Origin of the sequence: Pullulanibacillus pueri (assembly GCF_014639255.1) — a bacterium.
GTDB lineage: Bacteria > Bacillota > Bacilli > Bacillales > Sporolactobacillaceae > Pullulanibacillus > Pullulanibacillus pueri.
The window spans coordinates 17113-39113 of record NZ_BMFV01000026.1 but is presented as its reverse complement, the minus strand read 5'-3'; the positions used below and the strand labels follow the sequence as shown (position 1 = coordinate 39113).

Annotated in this window: 34 protein-coding genes; all 34 read left to right on the top strand. The window is 41.2% G+C overall.

Annotated elements, in window-relative coordinates; all coding sequences use genetic code 11:
- Positions 1 to 10: 10 nt before the first annotated feature.
- Positions 11 to 3634 (top strand): DNA-directed RNA polymerase subunit beta', encoded by a 3624-nt coding sequence (gene rpoC, locus IEV91_RS15165; RefSeq protein ID WP_188498270.1) that lies wholly within the window; start codon positions 11 to 13, stop codon positions 3632 to 3634.
- A 234-nt stretch (positions 3635 to 3868) separates the two neighbouring features.
- Entirely contained in the window at positions 3869 to 4120 is a 252-nt protein-coding gene (locus tag IEV91_RS15160; protein ID WP_188498269.1) for a 50S ribosomal protein L7ae-like protein, read from the top strand.
- A 92-nt stretch (positions 4121 to 4212) separates the two neighbouring features.
- Positions 4213 to 4626, top strand: a complete 414-nt coding sequence (gene rpsL, locus IEV91_RS15155) for a 30S ribosomal protein S12 (RefSeq protein ID WP_188498268.1) — start codon at positions 4213 to 4215, stop codon at positions 4624 to 4626.
- Between the two features lie 42 nt (positions 4627 to 4668).
- Positions 4669 to 5139, top strand: a complete 471-nt coding sequence (gene rpsG, locus IEV91_RS15150; protein WP_188498267.1) for a 30S ribosomal protein S7 — start codon at positions 4669 to 4671, stop codon at positions 5137 to 5139.
- A gap of 96 nt (positions 5140 to 5235) precedes the next feature.
- The gene (fusA, locus tag IEV91_RS15145) at positions 5236 to 7314 is read left to right on the top strand and encodes an elongation factor G (RefSeq protein ID WP_188498266.1); all 2079 of its coding nucleotides are present in this window, start codon (positions 5236 to 5238) and stop codon (positions 7312 to 7314) included.
- Between the two features lie 127 nt (positions 7315 to 7441).
- Positions 7442 to 8632 carry an elongation factor Tu gene (tuf, locus tag IEV91_RS15140; protein WP_188498265.1) on the top strand — a complete coding sequence of 397 codons (1191 nt, stop codon included), beginning with the start codon at positions 7442 to 7444 and terminating at the stop codon, positions 8630 to 8632.
- Positions 8633 to 9036: 404 nt separating this feature from the next.
- A complete protein-coding gene (rpsJ, locus tag IEV91_RS15135; protein WP_188498264.1) occupies positions 9037 to 9345 on the top strand; it encodes a 30S ribosomal protein S10 in 309 nt (102 codons plus the stop codon).
- Positions 9346 to 9378: 33 nt separating this feature from the next.
- Positions 9379 to 10011 (top strand): 50S ribosomal protein L3, encoded by a 633-nt coding sequence (rplC, locus tag IEV91_RS15130; protein ID WP_188498263.1) that lies wholly within the window; start codon positions 9379 to 9381, stop codon positions 10009 to 10011.
- A gap of 17 nt (positions 10012 to 10028) precedes the next feature.
- Entirely contained in the window at positions 10029 to 10652 is a 624-nt protein-coding gene (gene rplD, locus IEV91_RS15125; protein ID WP_188498262.1) for a 50S ribosomal protein L4, read from the top strand.
- Positions 10652 to 10942 (top strand): 50S ribosomal protein L23, encoded by a 291-nt coding sequence (gene rplW, locus IEV91_RS15120; RefSeq protein WP_188498261.1) that lies wholly within the window; start codon positions 10652 to 10654, stop codon positions 10940 to 10942. Before rplD ends, rplW begins: the two co-directional genes overlap by 1 nt.
- A gap of 32 nt (positions 10943 to 10974) precedes the next feature.
- Complete coding sequence (gene rplB, locus IEV91_RS15115; protein ID WP_188498260.1) at positions 10975 to 11808, top strand: 50S ribosomal protein L2; 834 nt, start codon at positions 10975 to 10977, stop codon at positions 11806 to 11808.
- Positions 11809 to 11844: 36 nt separating this feature from the next.
- The gene (gene rpsS, locus IEV91_RS15110) at positions 11845 to 12123 is read left to right on the top strand and encodes a 30S ribosomal protein S19 (RefSeq protein ID WP_188498259.1); all 279 of its coding nucleotides are present in this window, start codon (positions 11845 to 11847) and stop codon (positions 12121 to 12123) included.
- A gap of 25 nt (positions 12124 to 12148) precedes the next feature.
- The gene (gene rplV, locus IEV91_RS15105; protein WP_188498258.1) at positions 12149 to 12490 is read left to right on the top strand and encodes a 50S ribosomal protein L22; all 342 of its coding nucleotides are present in this window, start codon (positions 12149 to 12151) and stop codon (positions 12488 to 12490) included.
- A 3-nt stretch (positions 12491 to 12493) separates the two neighbouring features.
- Positions 12494 to 13153 carry a 30S ribosomal protein S3 gene (rpsC, locus tag IEV91_RS15100; RefSeq protein WP_188498257.1) on the top strand — a complete coding sequence of 220 codons (660 nt, stop codon included), beginning with the start codon at positions 12494 to 12496 and terminating at the stop codon, positions 13151 to 13153.
- 2 nt (positions 13154 to 13155) lie between these two features.
- A complete protein-coding gene (rplP, locus tag IEV91_RS15095) occupies positions 13156 to 13590 on the top strand; it encodes a 50S ribosomal protein L16 (protein WP_188498256.1) in 435 nt (144 codons plus the stop codon).
- Positions 13580 to 13783 (top strand): 50S ribosomal protein L29, encoded by a 204-nt coding sequence (gene rpmC, locus IEV91_RS15090; protein ID WP_188498255.1) that lies wholly within the window; start codon positions 13580 to 13582, stop codon positions 13781 to 13783. The genes rplP and rpmC overlap by 11 nt, the downstream gene beginning before the upstream one ends.
- 20 nt (positions 13784 to 13803) lie before the next feature.
- Positions 13804 to 14070: a 30S ribosomal protein S17 gene (rpsQ, locus tag IEV91_RS15085; RefSeq protein WP_188498254.1), complete on the top strand. Its 267-nt coding sequence runs from the start codon at positions 13804 to 13806 to the stop codon at positions 14068 to 14070.
- Between the two features lie 38 nt (positions 14071 to 14108).
- Positions 14109 to 14477, top strand: a complete 369-nt coding sequence (rplN, locus tag IEV91_RS15080; RefSeq protein ID WP_188498253.1) for a 50S ribosomal protein L14 — start codon at positions 14109 to 14111, stop codon at positions 14475 to 14477.
- Positions 14478 to 14523: 46 nt separating this feature from the next.
- Entirely contained in the window at positions 14524 to 14835 is a 312-nt protein-coding gene (gene rplX, locus IEV91_RS15075; protein WP_188498293.1) for a 50S ribosomal protein L24, read from the top strand.
- A gap of 29 nt (positions 14836 to 14864) precedes the next feature.
- Complete coding sequence (gene rplE, locus IEV91_RS15070; protein ID WP_188498252.1) at positions 14865 to 15404, top strand: 50S ribosomal protein L5; 540 nt, start codon at positions 14865 to 14867, stop codon at positions 15402 to 15404.
- 18 nt (positions 15405 to 15422) lie between these two features.
- Complete coding sequence (locus IEV91_RS15065; protein WP_188498251.1) at positions 15423 to 15608, top strand: type Z 30S ribosomal protein S14; 186 nt, start codon at positions 15423 to 15425, stop codon at positions 15606 to 15608.
- 29 nt (positions 15609 to 15637) lie between these two features.
- Complete coding sequence (gene rpsH / locus IEV91_RS15060; protein ID WP_188498250.1) at positions 15638 to 16036, top strand: 30S ribosomal protein S8; 399 nt, start codon at positions 15638 to 15640, stop codon at positions 16034 to 16036.
- Between the two features lie 28 nt (positions 16037 to 16064).
- Positions 16065 to 16604 (top strand): 50S ribosomal protein L6, encoded by a 540-nt coding sequence (gene rplF, locus IEV91_RS15055; RefSeq protein WP_188498249.1) that lies wholly within the window; start codon positions 16065 to 16067, stop codon positions 16602 to 16604.
- A 30-nt stretch (positions 16605 to 16634) separates the two neighbouring features.
- A complete protein-coding gene (gene rplR / locus IEV91_RS15050) occupies positions 16635 to 16997 on the top strand; it encodes a 50S ribosomal protein L18 (protein WP_188498248.1) in 363 nt (120 codons plus the stop codon).
- 17 nt (positions 16998 to 17014) lie between these two features.
- Entirely contained in the window at positions 17015 to 17515 is a 501-nt protein-coding gene (gene rpsE, locus IEV91_RS15045; protein ID WP_188498247.1) for a 30S ribosomal protein S5, read from the top strand.
- A 14-nt stretch (positions 17516 to 17529) separates the two neighbouring features.
- Positions 17530 to 17718 (top strand): 50S ribosomal protein L30, encoded by a 189-nt coding sequence (rpmD, locus tag IEV91_RS15040; RefSeq protein ID WP_188498246.1) that lies wholly within the window; start codon positions 17530 to 17532, stop codon positions 17716 to 17718.
- A gap of 88 nt (positions 17719 to 17806) precedes the next feature.
- On the top strand, positions 17807 to 18247 hold the full coding sequence (gene rplO, locus IEV91_RS15035) for a 50S ribosomal protein L15 (protein ID WP_188498245.1): 441 nt from the start codon (positions 17807 to 17809) through the stop codon (positions 18245 to 18247).
- The gene (gene secY / locus IEV91_RS15030) at positions 18247 to 19533 is read left to right on the top strand and encodes a preprotein translocase subunit SecY (protein ID WP_188498244.1); all 1287 of its coding nucleotides are present in this window, start codon (positions 18247 to 18249) and stop codon (positions 19531 to 19533) included. The genes rplO and secY overlap by 1 nt, the downstream gene beginning before the upstream one ends.
- Positions 19534 to 19600: 67 nt before the next feature.
- Positions 19601 to 20254, top strand: coding sequence for an adenylate kinase (locus IEV91_RS15025; RefSeq protein ID WP_188498243.1), 654 nt, complete (start codon positions 19601 to 19603; stop codon positions 20252 to 20254).
- Between the two features lie 177 nt (positions 20255 to 20431).
- Positions 20432 to 20755: a KOW domain-containing RNA-binding protein gene (locus IEV91_RS15020; RefSeq protein ID WP_188498242.1), complete on the top strand. Its 324-nt coding sequence runs from the start codon at positions 20432 to 20434 to the stop codon at positions 20753 to 20755.
- The gene (gene infA, locus IEV91_RS15015) at positions 20748 to 20963 is read left to right on the top strand and encodes a translation initiation factor IF-1 (protein WP_188498241.1); all 216 of its coding nucleotides are present in this window, start codon (positions 20748 to 20750) and stop codon (positions 20961 to 20963) included. The genes IEV91_RS15020 and infA overlap by 8 nt, the downstream gene beginning before the upstream one ends.
- A gap of 32 nt (positions 20964 to 20995) precedes the next feature.
- Complete coding sequence (gene rpmJ / locus IEV91_RS15010) at positions 20996 to 21109, top strand: 50S ribosomal protein L36 (RefSeq protein ID WP_003322638.1); 114 nt, start codon at positions 20996 to 20998, stop codon at positions 21107 to 21109.
- 20 nt (positions 21110 to 21129) lie between these two features.
- Complete coding sequence (rpsM, locus tag IEV91_RS15005; protein WP_188498240.1) at positions 21130 to 21495, top strand: 30S ribosomal protein S13; 366 nt, start codon at positions 21130 to 21132, stop codon at positions 21493 to 21495.
- Between the two features lie 17 nt (positions 21496 to 21512).
- Positions 21513 to 21911, top strand: coding sequence for a 30S ribosomal protein S11 (gene rpsK, locus IEV91_RS15000; protein WP_188498239.1), 399 nt, complete (start codon positions 21513 to 21515; stop codon positions 21909 to 21911).
- Positions 21912 to 22001 lie beyond the last annotated feature (90 nt).

The window sequence follows — 22001 nt, the reverse complement described above, 5'->3', positions numbered from 1 at the left end:
GGTTAACCCCTTGTTGGATGTCAATAAATTTGAGTTTATGAAAATAGGTCTTGCGTCACCAAACAAAATAAGATCTTGGTCACGTGGTGAAGTTAAGAAGCCAGAGACCATTAACTACCGTACACTTAAACCCGAAAAGGATGGCTTGTTCTGTGAGCGAATCTTTGGTCCTCAAAAGGACTGGGAGTGTCACTGTGGTAAATACAAACGCGTGCGTTATAAAGGCGTTGTTTGTGACCGATGTGGTGTCGAGGTTACACGTGCTAAGGTTAGAAGAGAAAGAATGGGGCATATTGAACTTGCTGCCCCTGTTTCTCATATATGGTACTTCAAAGGAATCCCTAGTCGTATGGGTTTACTTCTTGATATGTCTCCAAGGGCACTTGAAGAAGTCATTTACTTTGCTTCATACGTGGTTACTGAAACTGGGGATACACCGCTTGAAAAGAAACAGCTGTTGTCTGAAAAAGAGTATAGAAATTATCGAGAAAAGTATGGTAATACGTTCAAAGCGGGAATGGGTGCTGAGTCTATAAAAAAACTCTTACAAGATATTGATTTGGAGAAAGAAGCCAATCTTTTAAAAGAAGAGTTAAAGACGGCCCAAGGTCAAAGAAGAACGCGTGCGATTAAACGCCTAGAGGTTATTGAGGCCTTCCACCATTCAGACAATGATCCATCATGGATGATTCTTGAGGTTTTGCCTATTATTCCTCCAGAACTTCGTCCGATGGTACAACTTGACGGTGGGCGATTTGCGACGAGTGATTTGAACGATTTGTATCGTCGAGTCATTAACCGTAACAATCGACTCAAAAGACTACTTGATTTAGGTGCACCAAGCATCATTGTGCAAAATGAAAAAAGAATGCTTCAAGAGGCGGTTGACGCCCTTATTGATAATGGTCGTCGTGGCCGTCCAGTTACTGGACCTGGTAATCGTCCGTTGAAGTCTCTTTCACATATGTTAAAAGGTAAACAAGGACGTTTCCGTCAAAACTTACTCGGTAAACGTGTAGACTATTCAGGACGTTCCGTTATTGTTGTTGGACCAAGTCTGCAAATGTATCAGTGTGGGCTCCCAAGAGAAATGGCGATCGAGTTATTTAAACCATTTGTTATGAAGGAGCTTGTCAATAAAGGCATTGCACATAACATTAAAAGTGCAAAACGTAAGGTTGAGAAAGTACACCCTGATGTATGGGGTGTTTTAGAGGAAGTTATTAAAGAGCATCCTGTTTTACTTAACCGTGCACCTACTTTACACCGTTTAGGTATTCAAGCCTTTGAACCTACGCTTGTGGAGGGTCGTGCAATCCGTTTGCATCCTCTTGTATGTACAGCCTATAACGCTGACTTTGATGGAGACCAAATGGCTGTGCACGTGCCATTATCTTCTGAGGCACAAGCAGAAGCCCGAATCTTAATGCTCGCTGCTCAAAATATTCTTAACCCTAAAGACGGTAAGCCTGTTGTTACACCGTCGCAGGATATGGTGTTAGGGAACTATTACTTAACACTAGAAAGAAAAGGAGCTATTGGTGAAGGAAGCATCTTTAAAGATGCGGATGAAGCCCTAGTGGCCTATGATAATGGTTATGTGCATTTACATTCAAGAATCGCTATTCCTGCAAAAGTCATTAATAATCCATCCTTTACCGAGGAGCAAAATGAACAGTATTTAATTACGACTGTAGGTAAATTAGTATTTAATAGGATTTTACCAAAATCCTTCCCATATATTAATGAACCAACGACTTATAATCTTGAAGTGGCAACTCCAGAGAAGTATTTTGTTTCTAAAGGAACGGATATTAAGAAGGAGATTGCAAGTCGTGAGGAAGTGCCGCCGTTTAAGAAGGGGATCTTAGGGGATATCATTGCTGAAGTCTTTAAGCGATTTAAGATTACCGAGACATCAAAAATGCTTGACCGCATGAAGGCATTAGGTTTTGCTTATTCCACTAAAGCAGGTATCACTATCGGTGTCGCAGATATTGTTGTCCTTCCAGATAAGCAAGAAATTCTGGAAAAAGCAGAAGAACAAGTCACTAAAGTACAAAAGCAATTCCGTCGTGGTTTGATCACTGAAGAGGAACGCTATGAACGCACGATCTCAATTTGGAGCAGTGCTAAAGATACGATTCAAGAGAAACTTATGGGAACATTGGATATCAGAAACCCAATCTTTATGATGAGTGACTCTGGAGCCCGTGGTAACGCGTCTAACTTTACGCAGCTTGCTGGTATGCGTGGTTTGATGGCAAACCCATCTGGTCGTATCATTGAATTACCTATTCGGTCAAGTTTCCGGGAAGGCCTAACCGTGTTAGAGTACTTTATTTCTACTCATGGTGCTCGTAAAGGTCTTGCGGATACGGCGTTGAAAACGGCTGACTCTGGTTATCTTACACGTCGTCTAGTGGATGTTGCCCAAGATGTTATTGTTCGTGAAGATGATTGTGGTACAGACCGCGGTCTAGTGGTTTCAGCGATAAAAGAAGGCAATGAAGAAATTGAAAGCTTGTTTGATCGTCTTGTTGGTCGTACGAGTAATCAAGATGTCTATCATCCTGAAACGAATGAGTTACTCGTTGCAAAAGATGATGTTATTTCAGAGGATCAAGCAAAGGCAGTGACCGATGCAGGTATTACTGAAGTAAGCATCCGCTCGGTATTCATGTGTGATACGAGTCATGGTGTATGTAAAAAGTGTTATGGTCGTAACCTTGCGACAGGTTCAGAAGTTGAAGTGGGTGAAGCTGTGGGTATCATTGCAGCTCAATCTATCGGTGAACCAGGAACACAGCTCACGATGAGAACATTCCACACGGGTGGTGTTGCGGGTGATGATATTACCCAAGGTCTTCCAAGGATTCAAGAGGTCTTTGAGGCGCGTAATCCTAAGGGGCAAGCCACTATTTCTGAAATTCATGGTACGGTAACTAATATTACCGAGCATAAAGATAAGCGTGAAATTACGGTTCAAGGGAACATCGAAACTCGTTCATACTCAGTAAACTTAGGAGCACGTTTGAAAGTGGCTGAGGGTGACGTTGTAAAACCAGGTCAAGTTCTAAATGAAGGGTCAATTGATCCGAAGGAACTTTTAGTTGCTGCTGGTGTTGAAGGTGTTCAAGCTTATCTATTGCGTGAAGTACAAAAAGTTTATCGTATGCAAGGGGTAGAAATTGGCGATAAACACGTTGAAGTTATGGTTCGTCAAATGATGAGGAAGATCCGCATTGTCGAAGCAGGGGATACGGATGTGTTACCAGGGGCATTAGTTGATATTCAGACCTTTAAAGCAGTGAATAAAAAGGTATTCAGAGAAGGTGGGCAACCTGCAACAGGCCGTCCATTGTTACTGGGTATTACAAAAGCGTCTCTTGAAACAGAATCCTTCTTATCCGCAGCATCCTTCCAAGAAACGACGCGCGTCTTAACTGATGCTGCAATAAAAGGTAAACGCGATGAATTGCTAGGTCTAAAGGAAAATGTCATTATTGGTAAGCTTGTTCCTGCTGGAACAGGGATGACGCGTTACCGTCATATAAACGTTGCTAAACCTGAAGAAGCTGGAAATCAGGGATTAGAGCTCCAAGAAGATGAGCTTGTAAACCAAGAAAGCTGATTTGTTTGTATGAGTGAGTTTGTAAGCCCCGCTTGATGTCTTCGTAGAAACTATGAAGATCAACGAAGTGGGGATACATCCTCTGATTGCTTGGTTCATTGCGTTAACTAGCATTCTATAGGGAAGAGAAATCTCCTTATGAGTGAAGTTTCATTTTATAGTTGACAAGGTGGGGCACCGATGTTATTATAACTGAGTGCTCCAGAACCCTTGTTACTTTGGAGGGCTAATTAAATGTCTTATGAAAAAGTAACACAGGCCATTAGCGATATTATTATCGGTACCAAACAATCTTTAAAGGCATTAAAGGATGACCGCATCAAGGAAGTCGTAATCGCTGATGATGCAGATACTTATGTTACAGGTCGAATCGTTGACTTGGCAAAAGAAAAACAGGTTCCTGTTTTTACTGTAGATTCTATGAAAAAGCTTGGAAAAGCTTGCGGTATTGATGTTGGTGCAGCAGTTGTCGCCATTAAAAAATAGAAGTGCTTGGGGAAACCCACGCCCATTTTTTTGCCCGATAATGATTCACCTGGAACTGTGGGTCTAAAAAGTCTGGAAGGGAGGAAAAATAAATGCCAACAATTAACCAATTGGTACGTAAAGGTCGCCATTCAAAAACAAAGAAATCCGATTCACCGGCACTTAACAGAGGTTATAACAGCCTTGATAAGAAGTTAACTGACCAATCTTCACCACAAAAACGTGGGGTTTGTACACGTGTTAGCACAATTACACCTAAAAAACCTAACTCTGCGTTGCGTAAGATTGCCCGTGTTCGTTTAACGAACGGAATTGAGGTAACAGCTTATATTCCAGGAATCGGTCACAACCTTCAAGAACACAGTGTGGTTCTTATTCGTGGAGGTCGTGTAAAAGACTTACCTGGTGTGCGTTATCATATTGTTCGCGGTGCGTTAGATACAGCTGGTGTTGAGAATCGTCAACAAGGTCGTTCTAAGTACGGCGCGAAAAAACCAAAAGCTTAATAAAACTCTAATGAATAACTATCGGTGAAAGGAGGGTATCTTATGCCACGTAAAGGTCCAGTAGAAAAGCGTGATGTTTTACCAGATCCATTATATAATTCTAAATTGGTTACACGTTTAATCAATCGTATTATGCAAGATGGACGTAAAGGTAAAGCGCAAACGATTTTATATAATGCATTTGATCTTATTAAGGAACGTACGAACCAAGAACCAATGGAGGTTTTTGATCAAGCGATTAAAAACGTGATGCCAGTCCTTGAAGTTCGTGCTAGACGTGTAGGGGGTTCGAACTATCAGGTTCCTGTAGAAGTTCGTCCGGAACGTCGTACAACACTTGCACTTCGTTGGTTAGTTAATTATGCGCGTCTTCGCGGCGAAAAAACAATGGTTGAACGTTTAGCGAATGAAGTTATTGATGCTGCTAACAATACAGGTGCCGCTGTTAAGAAACGTGAAGATATGCATAAAATGGCTGAAGCCAATAAAGCATTTGCACATTATCGTTGGTAAGAGTGCATAAACAAACAAAAAAAGAATTGAGACCACTGTTGGGCTGAAATTCTTTTAAAAACTCTAATAGACTTTGTAATAGGAAGGAGAGTTACCATGGCCAGAGCCTTCCCGCTCGAGAAAACAAGAAACATTGGTATCATGGCACACATTGATGCTGGTAAGACGACAACAACCGAGCGTATCTTATTCTATTCTGGACGTATCCATAAAATTGGTGAAACCCACGAGGGTGCATCACAGATGGACTGGATGGAACAAGAACAAGAACGCGGGATTACCATTACATCAGCAGCCACTACTGCCCAATGGAATGACCATCGTGTTAACATCATTGACACACCTGGACACGTCGACTTCACAGTAGAAGTTGAACGTTCTCTCCGTGTTCTTGATGGAGCTGTTGCGGTTCTTGATGCTCAGTCTGGTGTTGAACCACAGACAGAAACTGTTTGGCGTCAAGCAACCACTTACGGGGTTCCTCGTATTGTATTTGTTAACAAGATGGATAAAATCGGTGCTGATTTTCTTTATTCAACAAATACTCTCCATGAGAGACTTCGTGCAAACGCTCATCCTATTCAGTTACCAATCGGTGCTGAAGATGACTTTGAAGGGATCATTGACTTAGTAGAAATGAAAGCTTATTTCTATGAAGATGATCTTGGCACTCGTAGTAAAGCTGTAGATATTCCAGAAGAGTATCTTGATCAAGCTCAGGAATATCGCGATAAGCTTATCGAGGCTGTTTCAGAACTTGATGAAGACCTCATGATGAAATATCTTGAAGGTGAAGAACTTACTACTGCTGAAATTAAAGCAGCTATTCGTAAGGGAACTTGTAATGTTGAGTTTTATCCAGTGCTTTGTGGTTCTGCCTTTAAAAATAAAGGTGTTCAACTTGTATTGGATGCTGTTATCGATTACCTTCCATCACCAATTGACGTTCCTCCTATTAAAGGATTCTTAGCGGATTCTGAAGAAGAAGTTGAACGTAAAGCTGATGATAATGGGCCTTTCTCTGCACTTGCATTTAAAGTTATGACAGACCCATTCGTAGGTAAATTGACTTTCTTCCGCGTATATTCAGGTACTGCAGAAGCAGGTTCATATGTTAAAAACTCAACAAAAGGTAAACGTGAGCGTCTTGGACGTATTCTTCAGATGCATGCCAATACACGAGAAGAAATCAAAAAGGTTTATTCCGGTGATATTGCTGCAGCTGTTGGTTTTAAAGACACTTCAACTGGGGATACCTTATGTGATGAAAAGGATAATGTTATCCTCGAATCTATGGAATTCCCTGATCCAGTTATCTCGGTTGCTATTGAACCAAAAACAAAAGCTGACCAAGATAAAATGTCGACAGCTCTTGGTAAGTTAGCTGAAGAGGATCCAACCTTTAAGACTGAAACGAACGAAGAAACGGGTCAAACCATTATTTCTGGTATGGGTGAATTACACCTTGATATCATTGTTGATCGTTTACGCCGTGAGTTTAAAGTTGAAGCTAATGTTGGCTCGCCACAAGTAGCTTACCGCGAAACCATCCGTCAGGCTGGTAAAGCCGAAGGTAAATTCGTTCGTCAATCTGGTGGACGTGGACAATATGGACACGTTTGGATTGAGTTTGAACCACTTGAAGAAGGCGGCGGTTTTGAATTCGTCGACAAAATTGTTGGTGGTGTTGTTCCTCGTGAATACATCCCATCAGTTGAAGCTGGTTTGAGAGATGCATTGAAAAACGGTTTGCTTGCAGGTTATCCTTTAATTGATGTCCGTGCGACTCTATATGATGGTTCTTACCACGATGTTGACTCTAACGAAATGGCCTTTAAAATTGCTGCTTCAATGGCTTTGAAAAAAGCTAGAGAAGTATGTAACCCAGTCATTTTGGAGCCAGTTGAAAAGGTAGAAGTTGTTATTCCTGAAGAGTATCTTGGGGATATCATGGGTGATATTACAAGCCGTCGTGGCCGTGTAGAAGGTATGGAAAGCCGTGCTGGTGCGCAAGTAGTTAAAGCATTTGTGCCACTATCTGAAATGTTCGGTTATGCAACAACCTTACGTTCTGCAACTCAAGGTCGCGGTGTTTACACAATGCACTTTGATCACTATGAAGAAGTACCAAAAAGTATTTCTGAAGAGATTATCAAGAAAACAACCGGACAATAATATTGTCCTTAGCTTGAATATTGTTAATCACATAAGTTTATTGTAAGCTAGGATAGACGGTAATCTAGTCTATCTTAGATCACATAATAAAAAATATAATGGTTATATAAAAGGAGGAAATTTTCTCATGGGTAAAGAGAAATTCGACCGTTCTAAACCACACGTTAATATTGGAACTATTGGACACGTTGACCATGGTAAAACGACTTTAACTGCTGCTATCACAACAGTATTACACAAGCGTTTTAACCGCGGTACTGCTATGGCGTATGACGCTATTGACGGTGCACCAGAAGAAAGAGAACGCGGAATCACTATCGCTACTGCACACGTTGAGTATGAAACTGATAACCGTCACTATGCTCACGTTGACTGCCCTGGACACGCTGACTATGTTAAAAACATGATCACTGGTGCAGCTCAAATGGATGGTGCAATTCTAGTAGTATCTGCTGCAGATGGTCCAATGCCACAAACTCGTGAGCACATTCTTCTTTCACGTAACGTTGGTGTCCCTTCCATCGTAGTATTCTTAAACAAAGTTGACATGGTTGACGACGAAGAACTACTTGAGTTAGTAGAAATGGAAGTACGTGACCTTTTAACTGAGTATGAATTCCCTGGCGACGATGTACCAGTTGTTAGTGGTTCTGCTCTTAAAGCTCTTGAAGGTGACGAAGCTTACGAAGAAAAAATCCTTGAATTAATGAATGAAGTAGATGCATACATTCCTACTCCAGAACGTGATCATGACAAGCCTTTCATGATGCCTGTTGAGGATGTTTTCTCAATCACTGGTCGTGGTACTGTTGCTACTGGTCGTGTTGAACGCGGTCAAGTTAAAGTTGGCGACGAAGTTGAAATTCTTGGTCTAAGCGCTGAAAACAAAAAGACAACTGTTACAGGTGTTGAAATGTTCCGTAAGTTGCTTGACTATGCTGAAGCTGGTGACAACATTGGTGCGTTGCTTCGTGGTGTTGACCGTGAAGAAATCGAACGTGGCCAAGTGCTCATTCAACCAGGTACAGTAAAAGCTCACACTTCTTTTGACGCTGAAGTTTATGTGTTATCAAAAGAAGAAGGTGGACGTCACAAGCCATTCTTTACTGGTTACCGTCCACAGTTTTACTTCCGTACAACTGACGTAACTGGTACAATCGATCTTCCAGAAGGTACTGAAATGGTTATGCCTGGCGATAACGTATCAATGAAAGTTAACCTTATCGCTCCTATCGCGATCGAAGAAGGTACTCGCTTCTCTATTCGTGAAGGTGGACGTACTGTTGGATCCGGTGTTGTATCTAGCATCACTGAATAATATATTAAAGTTTTAAGCACTTCCCTTTGTGGGAGTGCTTATTTTTTTGATAAACATGCGTTTGCTGGGTTAAAGATTACTTTAGGATATTCTTTAAATTAGCTGATTATTACAAATAACAATAGAGAACTTGTAATTACCTTAAAATCTCTATATAATGAAGAAATGTTGCTAAATAACCAATGTGCCAAGCTATATAATTCATACTGATAGAATTAATTTCTGGAAACTGTCAAAAACAGTTGCATTTGTCATGTATATTTTATATAATAAGAAATGTTGGTTTTTGCAATGATGCGGAAGGTTGCGGACACACCCGGCCCCTTTGCCATGGCTAGTGTGACCTGGAAATTTTCGTGGAGCAAGTCTGTTTATAAAAATGGGCGAAAGAAGGAGGGAGTAAAATGGCAAAACAAAAAATACGTATCCGTTTAAAGGCTTATGATCATCGTATTTTAGATCAGTCAGCAGAGAAAATTGTAGAAACGGCAAAACGTTCAGGTGCGAAGGTTTCTGGACCAATTCCATTACCTACAGAAAAAACAATCTATACGATTTTAAGAGCTGTACACAAGTACAAAGACTCGCGTGAACAGTTTGAAATGCGCACACATAAGCGTTTAATTGATATCGTTGAACCAACGCCACAAACCGTAGACTCACTAATGAGACTCGATTTACCATCTGGCGTTGACATAGAAATCAAACTATAAATCTAAATAAACAAATTGTAGGAGGTGTTACGGATGACCAAAGGAATCTTGGGTAAAAAGCTTGGTATGACGCAAATTTTCGCTGAGAATGGCGAAGCAATTGCAGTAACAGTTGTAGAAGCTGCACCTAATGTCGTTTTACAAAAGAAAACGGTAGAAACTGATGGCTATGAAGCGGTTCAAATCGGGTTTGATGACAAGAAAGAAGCAAGAACAAACAAACCTGAAAAAGGCCATGCGGGCAAGGCTGAAGCAACGCCTAAGCGCTTCGTTAAGGAAATCCGTGATGTAAGTCTTGGTGACTATGAATTAGGCCAAGAAGTTAAGGTTGATATTTTCGCAGAAGGTGACATCGTTGACGTAACAGGTCAATCTAAGGGTAAAGGATTCCAGGGTTCTATCAAGCGTCACAACCAATCCCGTGGGCCGATGAGTCATGGTTCTCACTACCATAGAGCACCAGGTTCAATGGGTGCTGTTGATCCAATGCGTGTATTTAAAGGTAAAGCTCTACCAGGACGTATGGGTGGAGAAAAAGTCACTGTACAAAACCTTGAAATTGTAAAAGTTGATACAGAACGTAACCTGCTTTTAATTAAAGGGAATGTACCTGGTGCTAAAAAGAGTTATCTAACCATTAAAAGTGCAATCAAAAGCACTAAATAAGAAAGGGGGATGCTTCCATGCCTAAATTAACAGTTTTAGATAAAAAAGGTGCCAGTGTAGGAGACATTGAGTTAAATGATTCCGTGTTTGGCATTGAACCTAATGAACATGTTATGTATCAAGCAGTATTGATGCAACAAGCGTCATTACGTCAAGGTACTCATTCTGTAAAAAATCGTTCTGCAGTACGAGGCGGGGGCGTTAAACCATGGCGCCAAAAAGGAACGGGTCGTGCGCGTCAAGGTTCTATTCGTTCACCACAATGGGTAGGCGGTGGTGTTGTCTTTGGTCCAACTCCACGCAGCTATAGCTTTAAATTACCAAAGAAAGTTCGTCGTTTAGCAATTAAATCTGCTTTATCCTCTAAAGTTAGAGATAATGAAGCAATTGTTGTTGATGATCTCACATTAGACACACCAAAAACAAAAGAGTTTGTTAATGTTCTTAACAACCTTTCCGTTAATGAAAAGGCACTTATCGTGATTAGTGAGCTTCATGAAGCAACTGCGCTTTCGGCGAGAAACATCCCAACAGTAAAACTTGTAACAGCAGATCAAGTCACAGTATTAGATGTTATTAATTATAACAAGCTTATCTTGTCGAAGGCTGCTGCTGAAAAGTTAGAGGAGGTGCTTGGATAATGAAAGATCCACGCGATGTTATTAAGCGCCCCGTGATTACAGAACGTTCAACAGAACAAATGGTAGACAAGAAGTATACTTTTGTTGTCGATCGTAGATCTAATAAATCCGAAATCAAACGTGCAGTTGAAACGATTTTCGGAGTTAAAGTCGCTAAAGTAAATACTATGAATTACAAAGGTAAATTAAAACGCTTTGGACGTTATTCAGGTTTTACCGCTCAACGTAAGAAAGCGATTGTTACCTTAACACCAGATAGCAAAGAATTAGAATTCTACGAAGGTGTTTAAGTAACATTTGAAAGTGAAGGAGGGAAATAACCATGGCGATTAAAAAGTATAAACCAACATCCAACGGTCGTCGTCACATGACTTCTTTGGATTACAGTGAAATTACTACAGATCAACCTGAAAAATCTTTGCTTGCGCCACTACCTAAAAAGGCTGGACGTAACAACCAAGGTCGATTAACTGTCCGTCACCAAGGTGGAGGTCATAAGCGTAAGTATCGTATTATCGATTTCAAGCGTAATAAAGATGGTGTACCAGGTCGCGTTGCTACGATTGAATATGATCCAAACCGTACTGCGAATATTGCGTTGATTCATTATGCTGATGGCGAAAAACGTTATATCCTTGCACCAAAAGGAATTACTGTAGGAACGGAAATTGTTTCTGGTCCGGAATCCGATATTAAAGTAGGTAATGCTTTACCACTTAAGAATATTCCTGTAGGTACAGTTATTCATAATATCGAACTTAAACCAGGTCATGGTGGTCAGCTTGCACGTTCTGCAGGAGCTGAAGCTCAGATTCTTGGTAAAGAAGAAAAGTACGTTCTTGTACGTTTAGTATCAGGTGAAGTTCGTATGATTCTTGATACATGCCGTGCAACTATTGGTCAAGTGGGTAATCTTGAACATGAACTTGTGAATGTAGGTAAAGCGGGTCGTTCTCGTTGGAAAGGGATTCGCCCAACTGTTCGTGGTTCTGTTATGAACCCTAATGATCACCCACATGGTGGTGGTGAAGGTCGTGCACCAATCGGTCGTAAATCACCAATGTCACCTTGGGGCAAACCAACTCTTGGTCTTAAAACAAGAAAACGCAACAAAGCATCTGACAAACACATTGTTCGTCGTCGTAAGAAGAAGTAATTTAACTAATGTGAATAAATGGAGGGAGGTTGACCCATGGGTCGCAGCCTGAAAAAAGGACCATTCGTTGATGACCACTTGATGAACAAGGTGGTTACTCAAAATGAAAACAACGATAAGAAAGTGATCAGAACATGGTCGAGACGTTCGACAATCTTCCCAGAGTTCATTGGACATACGATCGCTGTTTATGATGGACGTAAGCATGTACCAGTGTATGTAACTGAAGATATGGTTGGTCATAAACTAGGAGAGTTCGCACCTACTCGGACATATCGTGGACACTCTAAAGATGACAAGAAGACCGGTCGCTAGTCTAACCTGAGAGGAGGAAATATCCATGGAAGCAAAAGCTATTGCACGGCAAGTTCGTGTCGCTCCTCGTAAAGCTCGTTTGGTCGTTGACCTAATTCGTGGTAAAGCTGTAGGTGAAGCATTTGCGATTTTGAAAAACACGCCAAAATCTGCATCACCAATCGTAGAAAAAGTTTTAAAATCAGCTATTGCCAATGCTGAGCACAACTATGAGATGGAACCCGACACCTTGATCGTTGAAAAAGCATTCGTTGATGAAGGCGTAACTTTGAAACGTTTCCGTCCGCGCGCACAAGGTCGTGCAGGTCGTATTAATAAACGTACAAGTCATATAACCATCATCGTTTCAGAAAAGAAGGAGGGATAATGCGTGGGTCAAAAAGTTAACCCTAACGGTTTTCGGATTGGATATATCCGTGACTGGGAATCTAAGTGGTATGCGGATAAGAATTATGCAGAATATCTTCATGAAGATATTAAAATCCGTGAATATGTTGAAAAACGTTTAAAAGACGCTGCAGTCTCCTCTATAGAACTAGAAAGAGCTGCGAATCGTATAAATGTAACAATTAAAACGGCAAAGCCTGGTATGGTCATTGGTAAGGGTGGATCTGAAGTAGAATCACTTCGCAAATCCCTTAATGCTCTAACAGGTAAAAAAGTTCATGTGAATATCTTTGAAATCAAACAAGCGGATCTTGATGCTAAGCTTGTTGCTGATAACATCGCGCGACAACTTGAAAATCGTATTGCTTGGCGTCGTGCGCAAAAGCAAACGATCACTCGTACAATGCGTGCAGGTGCTAAAGGTATTCGTACACAAGTATCTGGCCGTCTTGGTGGTGCAGATATCGCTCGTTCTGAAGACTATAGTGAAGGTACAGTTCCGCTTCACACACTTCGCGCTGATATCGATTATGGTACAGCTGAAGCTGATACAACCTACGGTAAACTCGGGGTTAAAGTGTGGATTTATCGCGGTGAAGTCCTTCCAACGAAAGGGTCGAACAAGAAGGAAGGAGGACAATAATCATGTTGATGCCTAAACGTGTTAAATATCGTCGTCAGCATCGCGGCAGAATGAAGGGCCGTGCTAAAGGCGGCACAGAAGTAACTTTTGGTGAATTTGGTTTACAAGCAACGACTTCCTCTTGGATTACAAGTCGTCAAATAGAAGCAGCACGTATTGCAATGACACGTTATATGAAGCGTGGCGGTAAGGTATGGATCAAGATCTTCCCGCAAAAGCCATATACTGCAAAACCTCTTGAAGTCCGAATGGGTTCTGGTAAAGGGGCACCTGAAGGATGGGTAGCAGTTGTGAAACCAGGTAAAGTGATGTTCGAAATCGGCGGTGTATCTGAAGAAGTTGCACGCGAAGCTTTAAGACTTGCATCTCATAAATTACCGGTTAAAACTAAGTTTGTAAAACGCGAAGAAGTGGGTGGTGACGTCAATGAAGGCTAATGAAATACGTAATTTGACCACTGCCGAAGTTGAACAAAAGGTAAAATCTCTTAAAGAGGAATTATTTAATCTCCGCTTTCAATTGGCAACAGGTCAATTAGAGAATCCTGCTCAACTTAGCAAAGTACGTAAAGACATTGCGCGCGCAAAAACTGTTCTACATGAACGGGAATTAAAAATTCAAAACGGCTAAACGAAAGGAGGACATCCTGAATGGCTGAAGAACGCAACAGTCGTAAGACATATGTCGGAAAAGTAATTTCTGACAAAATGGATAAGACCATTACAGTTGTTGTTGAGACTTATAAAAAGGCTCCACTGTATGGTAAACGTGTAAGATATTCAAAAAAATATAAAGTTCATGACGAAGAAAACACTGCCAAGGTTGGAGATGTTGTTCGTATTATGGAAACTCGTCCACTTTCTAAAGACAAGCGATTCCGTCTCATTGAAATTGTGGAAGAAGCCGTAATCATCTAATTCGTTTGGTGTGTTTAATCCGAAGGGAGGTCCTTTGAGTGATTCAACAAGAAACCCGCTTGAAAGTCGCTGATAATTCAGGTGCTCGTGAAGTTTTAACGATTAAAGTTCTGGGTGGATCTGGTCGTAAGACGGCTAATATTGGTGATGTTATTGTTGCAACTGTAAAACAAGCAACACCAGGAGGCGTTGTCAAAAAAGGTGAAGTAGTGAAGGCTGTTGTTGTACGTACCCGTCGTGGTGTACGTCGCCCAGACGGTTCATATATTCGCTTTGATGAAAATGCTGCAGTTATTATCCGTGATGATAAGAGCCCACGTGGGACTCGTATTTTTGGACCGGTAGCCCGCGAATTACGCGATAGACAATTTATGAAAATCGTTTCGCTAGCTCCGGAAGTTTTATAATATTGTGGCTCGACCAAAAGGAGGTGCGTGATTCACAATGGCTAGTATGCATGTGAAAAAGGGAGATAAAGTTCAAGTTATCTCAGGCAAAGATAAAGGTAAACAAGGCGTTATCCTCGAAGCCTATCCAAAGAAAGATCGTGTCTTGGTAGAAGGCGTTAATATCGTGAAGAAACACGCCAAACCTTCACAGGATAATCCTCAAGGCGGTATCTCAGATATCGAAGCACCTATTCATGCTTCGAACGTGATGCCTCTCGATCCGAAAACGAGTGAACCAACCCGAGTTGGTTACAAAACTGTAGACGGTAAAAAGGTCCGCATTGCAAAAAAATCAGGCGAACCTTTGGATAAATAAGAATTTGTTTCTGAAAGGAGGTCACTGGCTTGAATCGTTTAAAAGAAAAATATCTAAATGATTTAGTTCCGGCATTAACTGAGAAGTTTAATTATGAAAATAGAATGCAAGTCCCTGGTATTGAAAAGATCGTTATTAATATGGGGATTGGCGATGCAGTGCAAAATTCAAAAGTCTTAGATGAGGCTGTTGAGGAATTGGCTGCACTTTCAGGGCAAAAGCCTGTTGTCACTAAAGCTAAAAAATCCATCGCTGGATTCAAACTCCGTGAAGGTATGCCTATCGGTGCGAAGGTTACTCTTCGTGGCGAAAAAATGTATGAGTTCTTCGATAAGTTAATTTCTGTATCATTACCACGTGTACGTGATTTTCGTGGGATCTCACCAAAATCTTTTGACGGTCGTGGAAACTACACATTAGGGGTACGTGAACAACTCATTTTCCCTGAAATTGACTACGATAAAATCAACAAAGTACGCGGCATGGATATTGTTATTGTTACGACATCTAAAACTGATGAAGAAGCAAGAGAACTTTTAACATTATTCGGTATGCCATTTAGAAAATAGTAAGCAAGGAGGTAAAGCATGGCTAAGAAATCGATGATTGCTAAAGCAAATCGACCTAAGAAACACCAAGTCCAAGAATATACACGTTGCCAACGTTGTGGACGTCCACATTCTGTCCTACGTAAGTTCAAACTTTGCCGAATTTGCTTCCGCGAATTAGCTTACAAGGGTCAAATTCCGGGCGTGAAAAAAGCCAGCTGGTAAACCCCAAGTTAGGGAAGGAGGTCACTCAAATGGTCATGACAGATCCGATAGCAGATATGCTAACTCGCATCCGGAATGCAAACAATGTACGTCACGAATCATTGGAGCTTCCAGGTTCGAGAGTGAAAAAAGAAATTGCTGAAATTTTAAAGCGTGAAGGTTTTGTAAGAGACGTGGAGTTTGTTGAAGACGACAAGCAAGGCGTACTTCGTATTTTCTTAAAATACGGTGTAAATCAAGAGCGTGTTATTACAGGATTGAAACGGATTAGTAAACCTGGCCTTAGAGTATATGCAAAAGCGGATGAAGTTCCTCGAGTTCTTGGAGGTCTTGGGATCGCGCTTGTATCTACTTCAAAAGGTATTATTACTGATAAAGAAGCTCGTCAACAAAAAGTCGGCGGCGAAGTATTAGCATACGTTTGGTAATCGTTATTTAGCGAATGGAGGTGTTACAATGTCTCGAGTTGGTTTAAGACCTACAGAGGTACCAAAAGATGTAACGGTCACTGTTGATGAAAAAAACCACGTGGATGTAAAGGGACCAAAAGGAGCACTTTCCTTTACTTTTCATCCAGATATGAAAATAAATGTTGCTGAAGATGCAGTTACGGTAGAGCGTCCAAGCGACTCAAAATTGCATCGTTCTCTTCACGGCACAACTTCAAGTATCATTAGTAATATGGTTGAAGGTGTTACTAAAGGCTATGAAAAGAAGCTTGAGCTTGTGGGTGTCGGTTATAGAGCAAGCAAACAAGGAAACAACTTAGTATTAAACGTTGGTTATTCCCACCCAGTAGAGATTGTACCTGAGGAAGGTATTGAAATTGAAGTGGTAGGTAACAACAAGGTTACTGTTAAAGGGATTAGCAAAGAGCGCGTAGGTGCAGTTGCTGCTAATATCCGTGCAGTCCGCTCACCTGAACCTTACAAAGGTAAAGGGATTCGTTACGAAGGCGAAAATGTACGCCGTAAAGAAGGAAAGACCGGTAAATAGTCATCTGTAACAGAAAGGAGTGACTAGGACATGATCACTAAGCCAAATAAAAATAGTGTTCGTAAGAGAAGACATCAACATGTTCGACGTCGTGTGGTTGGTACAACTGCCCGTCCTCGTCTTAATGTATTTCGTTCCTCTAAACACATTTATGCACAGATCATAAATGATGAAACTAGCAAAACTATTGTCGCAGCATCTAGCTTAGATAAAGAAGCTGGTTTAACTAAAGGTACAGATATCGAAGCCGCTAAAAAAGTTGGCGAGCTCGTTGCTAAGCGTGCGCTTGAGCAAGGATTGAAGGAAGTTGTCTTTGACCGTGGAGGCTATCTCTATCACGGACGTATCAAAGCACTTGCTGACGGTGCTCGTGAAGCTGGACTTACATTCTAAGAGAAGGAGGGAAAAGTATGCAATCTCGTGAGCGTAATAAATCTGAATTAGAAGAACGCGTTGTTGCCATTAACCGTGTTGCAAAAGTAGTCAAAGGCGGACGTCGTTTCCGTTTTGCAGCATTAGTTGTTGTTGGTGATAAAAATGGCAATGTTGGTTTCGGTACAGGAAAAGCTCAAGAAGTACCAGAAGCTATTCGTAAAGGTATTGAAGATGCAAAGAAAAATATGTTTAGTGTACCTATCGTAAAAACAACGATACCACATCAAATCATTGGTAAGTATGGTGCTGGTAGTGTGCTTTTAAAGCCTGCTGCTGAAGGTACTGGAATTATCGCTGGTGGTCCTGTGCGTGCCGTGCTTGAACTTGCAGGGGTTGGCGATATTCTTTCTAAATCCTTAGGCTCCAATAACCCTATCAATATGGTTCGTGCTACAGTTCAAGGCCTACAAAGCCTTAAGCGTGCAGAGGAAGTTGCCAAACTTCGTGGTAAATCCGTTAAAGAATTGCTAGGATAAGGGAGGGATATTGAATGGCTAAAAAACTCGAAATCACTCTCACTCGTAGTGTTATCGGACGTCCTAAAGATCAAAGAGTTACAGTTGCAACTTTGGGATTTAAAAAGACCAATCAAACAGTAGTACAAGAAGATAATCCTGCAATTCGTGGTATGATTAAAAAAGTCTCTCACTTAGTAACGGTTAACGAAGTGAGTGAATAATAAAGTGTTTTAGTAGAAGACAACAACTTAACGGTAAAACCCGATGATTTTTGTTAAGTTGATCAATATATAAGTAGGAGGTGCCGAAATGAAACTACATGAATTGAAGCCTGCAGAAGGTTCCCGAAAAGAGCGCAAACGCGTTGGACGTGGATACGGTTCTGGATTAGGTAAGACATCAGGTCGTGGCCAAAAAGGTCAAAAGTCTCGTTCAGGCGGTGGTGTTCGCCCTGGTTTTGAAGGCGGACAATATCCGTTAATTCAACGTGTACCAAAACGTGGATTTACAAATCCAACGAGAAAAGAGTACGCAATTGTTAACTTAGAGACTCTTAATCGATTTGCAGCAGGAACTGAAGTTACACCTGAGTTGTTGCTTGAGGAAGGAATTGTGAGCAAGGCCAAAGACGGCATTAAAATTCTTGGTAATGGTAAGTTAGAAAATAAACTTACTGTAAAAGCTTCTAAGTTTTCTGAAGCTGCTAAGAATGCAATTGAAGCTGCCGGTGGAACAGCTGAGGTGATTTAATGTTTAATACGATCTCCAACATTCTGCGTGTGGGTGATATTCGTCGAAAGCTAATTTTCACGCTGTTAATGCTTATCATTTTTAGAGTTGGTACATTTATACCTGTTCCAAAGGTAGATAGTAGTGTGATTAATCTTGAAAGCAATCAGGTTTTCGGATTTCTTAACACTTTTGGTGGTGGCGCATTACAGAACTTCTCTATTTTTGCCTTAGGGATTATGCCCTACATCACTTCTTCTATTATTGTACAGCTCTTACAAATGGATGTTATTCCTAAGTTCACTGAGTGGTCAAAGCAAGGTGAAATGGGACGTAAAAAGCTTGCTCAAGTGACGCGTTATGGTACGGTTATTCTAGGGTTTATTCAGGCTGTTGGAATGGCATATGGGTTTAATGCTCAATTCCCAGGCCTTGTACAAGACCCTAGCATTACAACCTACCTATTGATCGCCCTTATATTAACAGCAGGAACCTCTTTCTTGATGTGGCTTGGAGAACAAATTACATCACATGGAGTAGGAAACGGTATATCTGTTATTATCTTTGCAGGTATTGTTGCTCGTATTCCTAATGCTGCAAACCAGCTTTATGCTCAAAAAATTCAAGGCGCCGATAACTTGTTTTTACAAATTATCTTCTTGCTCATCGTTTTAGTGGTGATTATTGCAATTATTATAGGAACGATTTACATCCAACAGGGTATGAGACGTATTCCTATTCAATATGCAAAACGTACTGCAGGGCGTAAGACATACGGTGGGGAATCCACTCACTTACCTATAAAGGTAAATGCTGCAGGGGTTATCCCAGTTATCTTTGCCATTGCATTATTAATGACACCTAGAACTGTAGCGAGTTTCTTTCATCAAAACGCAGTAACCAAATGGATTATTCAAACCTTTGATTATACAACGGTAACGGGTATGATCATTTATGCTGCTTTGATCATTGCATTTACGTATTTCTATACGTTTGTACAAGTCAATCCAGAAAAAATGGCAGACAACTTGAAAAAACAGGGTGGTTACATTCCAGGAATACGCCCAGGAAAGCAAACGGAGAAATATATAACCCGTATACTTTACCGTCTAACCTTAGCTGGCTCCATATTCTTGGCAGTGATCGCGGTCTTGCCAATGCTTTTTGTTGATATTGCCGGACTCCCGGCAAATATTCGAATTGGCGGAACGAGTCTTTTGATCGTCACTGGTGTTGCTTTAGACATCATGAAGCGTATTGAAAGTCAACTCATTAAACGGCATTATCGCGGCTTCATTAGAAGGTAAGATAAATGACGTTTAACATCTGAAGCCTACCTAGACCAGAAATTCTTAAGGGATATGGAGGGGTAGCATGAATTTAATATTAATGGGACTCCCCGGAGCAGGAAAAGGCACACAAGCTGAATATATTGTTGAAAGCTACGGTCTTCCTCATATATCTACCGGGGATATGTTCCGCGCTGCAATTAAAGAAGAGACTGACCTGGGAAAGAAAGCAAAATCATATTTAGATGCTGGTGAGCTTGTTCCTGATGATGTGACTATCGGTATTGTTAAAGAGCGTTTAGATAAAGAGGATTGTCAAAAAGGGTTTCTCTTAGATGGCTTTCCTCGTACAACCGCTCAAGCTGAAGCACTTGAGGATATTTTAACCGCAACTCATCGTAAAATTGATGCCACACTCTATATCAACGTCGATAAAAGCAAACTGTTAGAACGACTTACAGGTCGTCGCGTATGCAAGCAGTGCGGTGCGACTTATCATGTTGTGTTTAACCCACCCGAGGTTGAAGGTGTTTGTGATAAATGTGGCGGTGAGTTATATCAAAGAGAGGATGACAGTGAAAAAACTGTTAATGCTCGACTTGAGGTTAATGAAAAGCAACAAGAACCACTTCTTAATTTTTATCGTAATAGAGGCAGTTTGTATGAGATCGACGGCAACCGGAATATCGATGACGTATTTAAATCCATCGAAGCGATTCTTGGAGACCTGCAAAAGTGAAGAAGTAAGACCGCTTGAGAACTTATGAATGATGGTATATAATAGACTGTCTTCATGGGAGGCACTGTCTTACACGGTCACCTGAGCCGGTATAAGTATAATCAACAAGGAATAAAGCTATAATTGTTGAGACAGCTGCCAGTTTATTATAAAGCCTTAAGTGAAGGTGATGACAGATTGGTAAGCGATTCGGATACAACTCCCATACCCGGTCAACTCGTTCGTGTGATTAAAGGCAGAGATACAGAGGCGCTTTGTGTGATTGTAGAAGTATTAGACAGTCGCTTTGTCAAAGTTGCTGATGGGGATAAACGGAAATTTGATCGGGCTAAGAAAAAGAATTTAAATCATTTGGAACTTCAACCCTATATTTCTGATGAAGTGAAGAACAGCATCGATGAAACCGGTAAAGTCACAAACGGTAAATTGCGATTTGCCATCGCAAAATATATTGAAGAATTTTATAGTGACCTAAGGAAGGGTGAATCGATCGATGGCTAAAGAAGACGTCATTAAAGTGGAAGGCACTGTTATTGAACCTTTGCCTAACGCAATGTTTCGCGTCGAGCTAGAAAATGGACATAAGATCCTAGCTCACATTTCTGGGAAACTGCGTATGCACTATATACGTATCCTACCTGGAGATCGTGTGACGATAGAATTGTCACCGTACGATTTATCGCGCGGAAGGATCACTTACCGTAATTAAAAGGAGCCCCGCGCTCTAAGGAGGTTTTTTAAGTGAAAGTCAGACCGTCGGTAAAGCCCATATGTGAGAAATGCAAGGTCATCCGTCGGAAGGGTACCGTCATGGTGATTTGTGAAAATCCTAAACATAAACAAAAACAAGGTTAATCGATAGGAGGTGTACGCTTTTGGCACGTATCGCAGGTATTGATATTCCAAGAGAGAAGCGTGTTGTTATTGCCTTGACCTATATTTATGGTATTGGTAAAACAACAGCTCAGAAGATTTTAAGTGATGCAGGTGTTTCTGAAGAGACAAGAGTGCGTGATTTAACCGAAGAAGAATTAGGACGTGTACGTGAACAAGTCGACAAGTATAAAGTCGAAGGGGACCTTCGTCGTGAAGTCTCTTTAAACATTAAACGCCTGATCGAGATCGGTTCTTATCGTGGGATTCGTCATCGCCGTGGATTACCTGTTCGCGGACAGAATACTAAAAACAACTCACGTACAAGAAAAGGTCCACGTCGGACTATGGCTAACAAGAAAAAATAAGGGAGGTTATATAAGTTATGGCTAAACGTACTGACAATCGAACCAATCGTAAACGTCGTGTGAAAAAGAATATCGAAAGTGGCATTGCTCACATTCGTTCAACTTTTAACAATACGATTGTCACTGTAACAGACCCACACGGTAACGCTGTATCTTGGGCAAGTGCAGGCGGCTTAGGCTTCAAAGGTTCTCGTAAATCAACACCTTTTGCTGCGCAAACAGCTGCTGAAACTGCTGGGAAAGCAGCGATGGAAAACGGAATGAAGTCAATTGAAGTCTCGGTTAAAGGTCCTGGTGCAGGTCGTGAGGCAGCGATTCGTGCTTTACAAGCAGTTGGATTAGAAGTCACTGCTATCCGTGATGTGACACCCGTTCCTCATAACGGTTGCCGCCCGCCAAAACGTCGTCGCGTCTAATAAGTATAAAATAGCCACATTTGTCAATACTGGCTTTTATATGTAAAGGACGAGATAAAAATTTCTGGTGAGGCTTGAACCGCCTGCCCA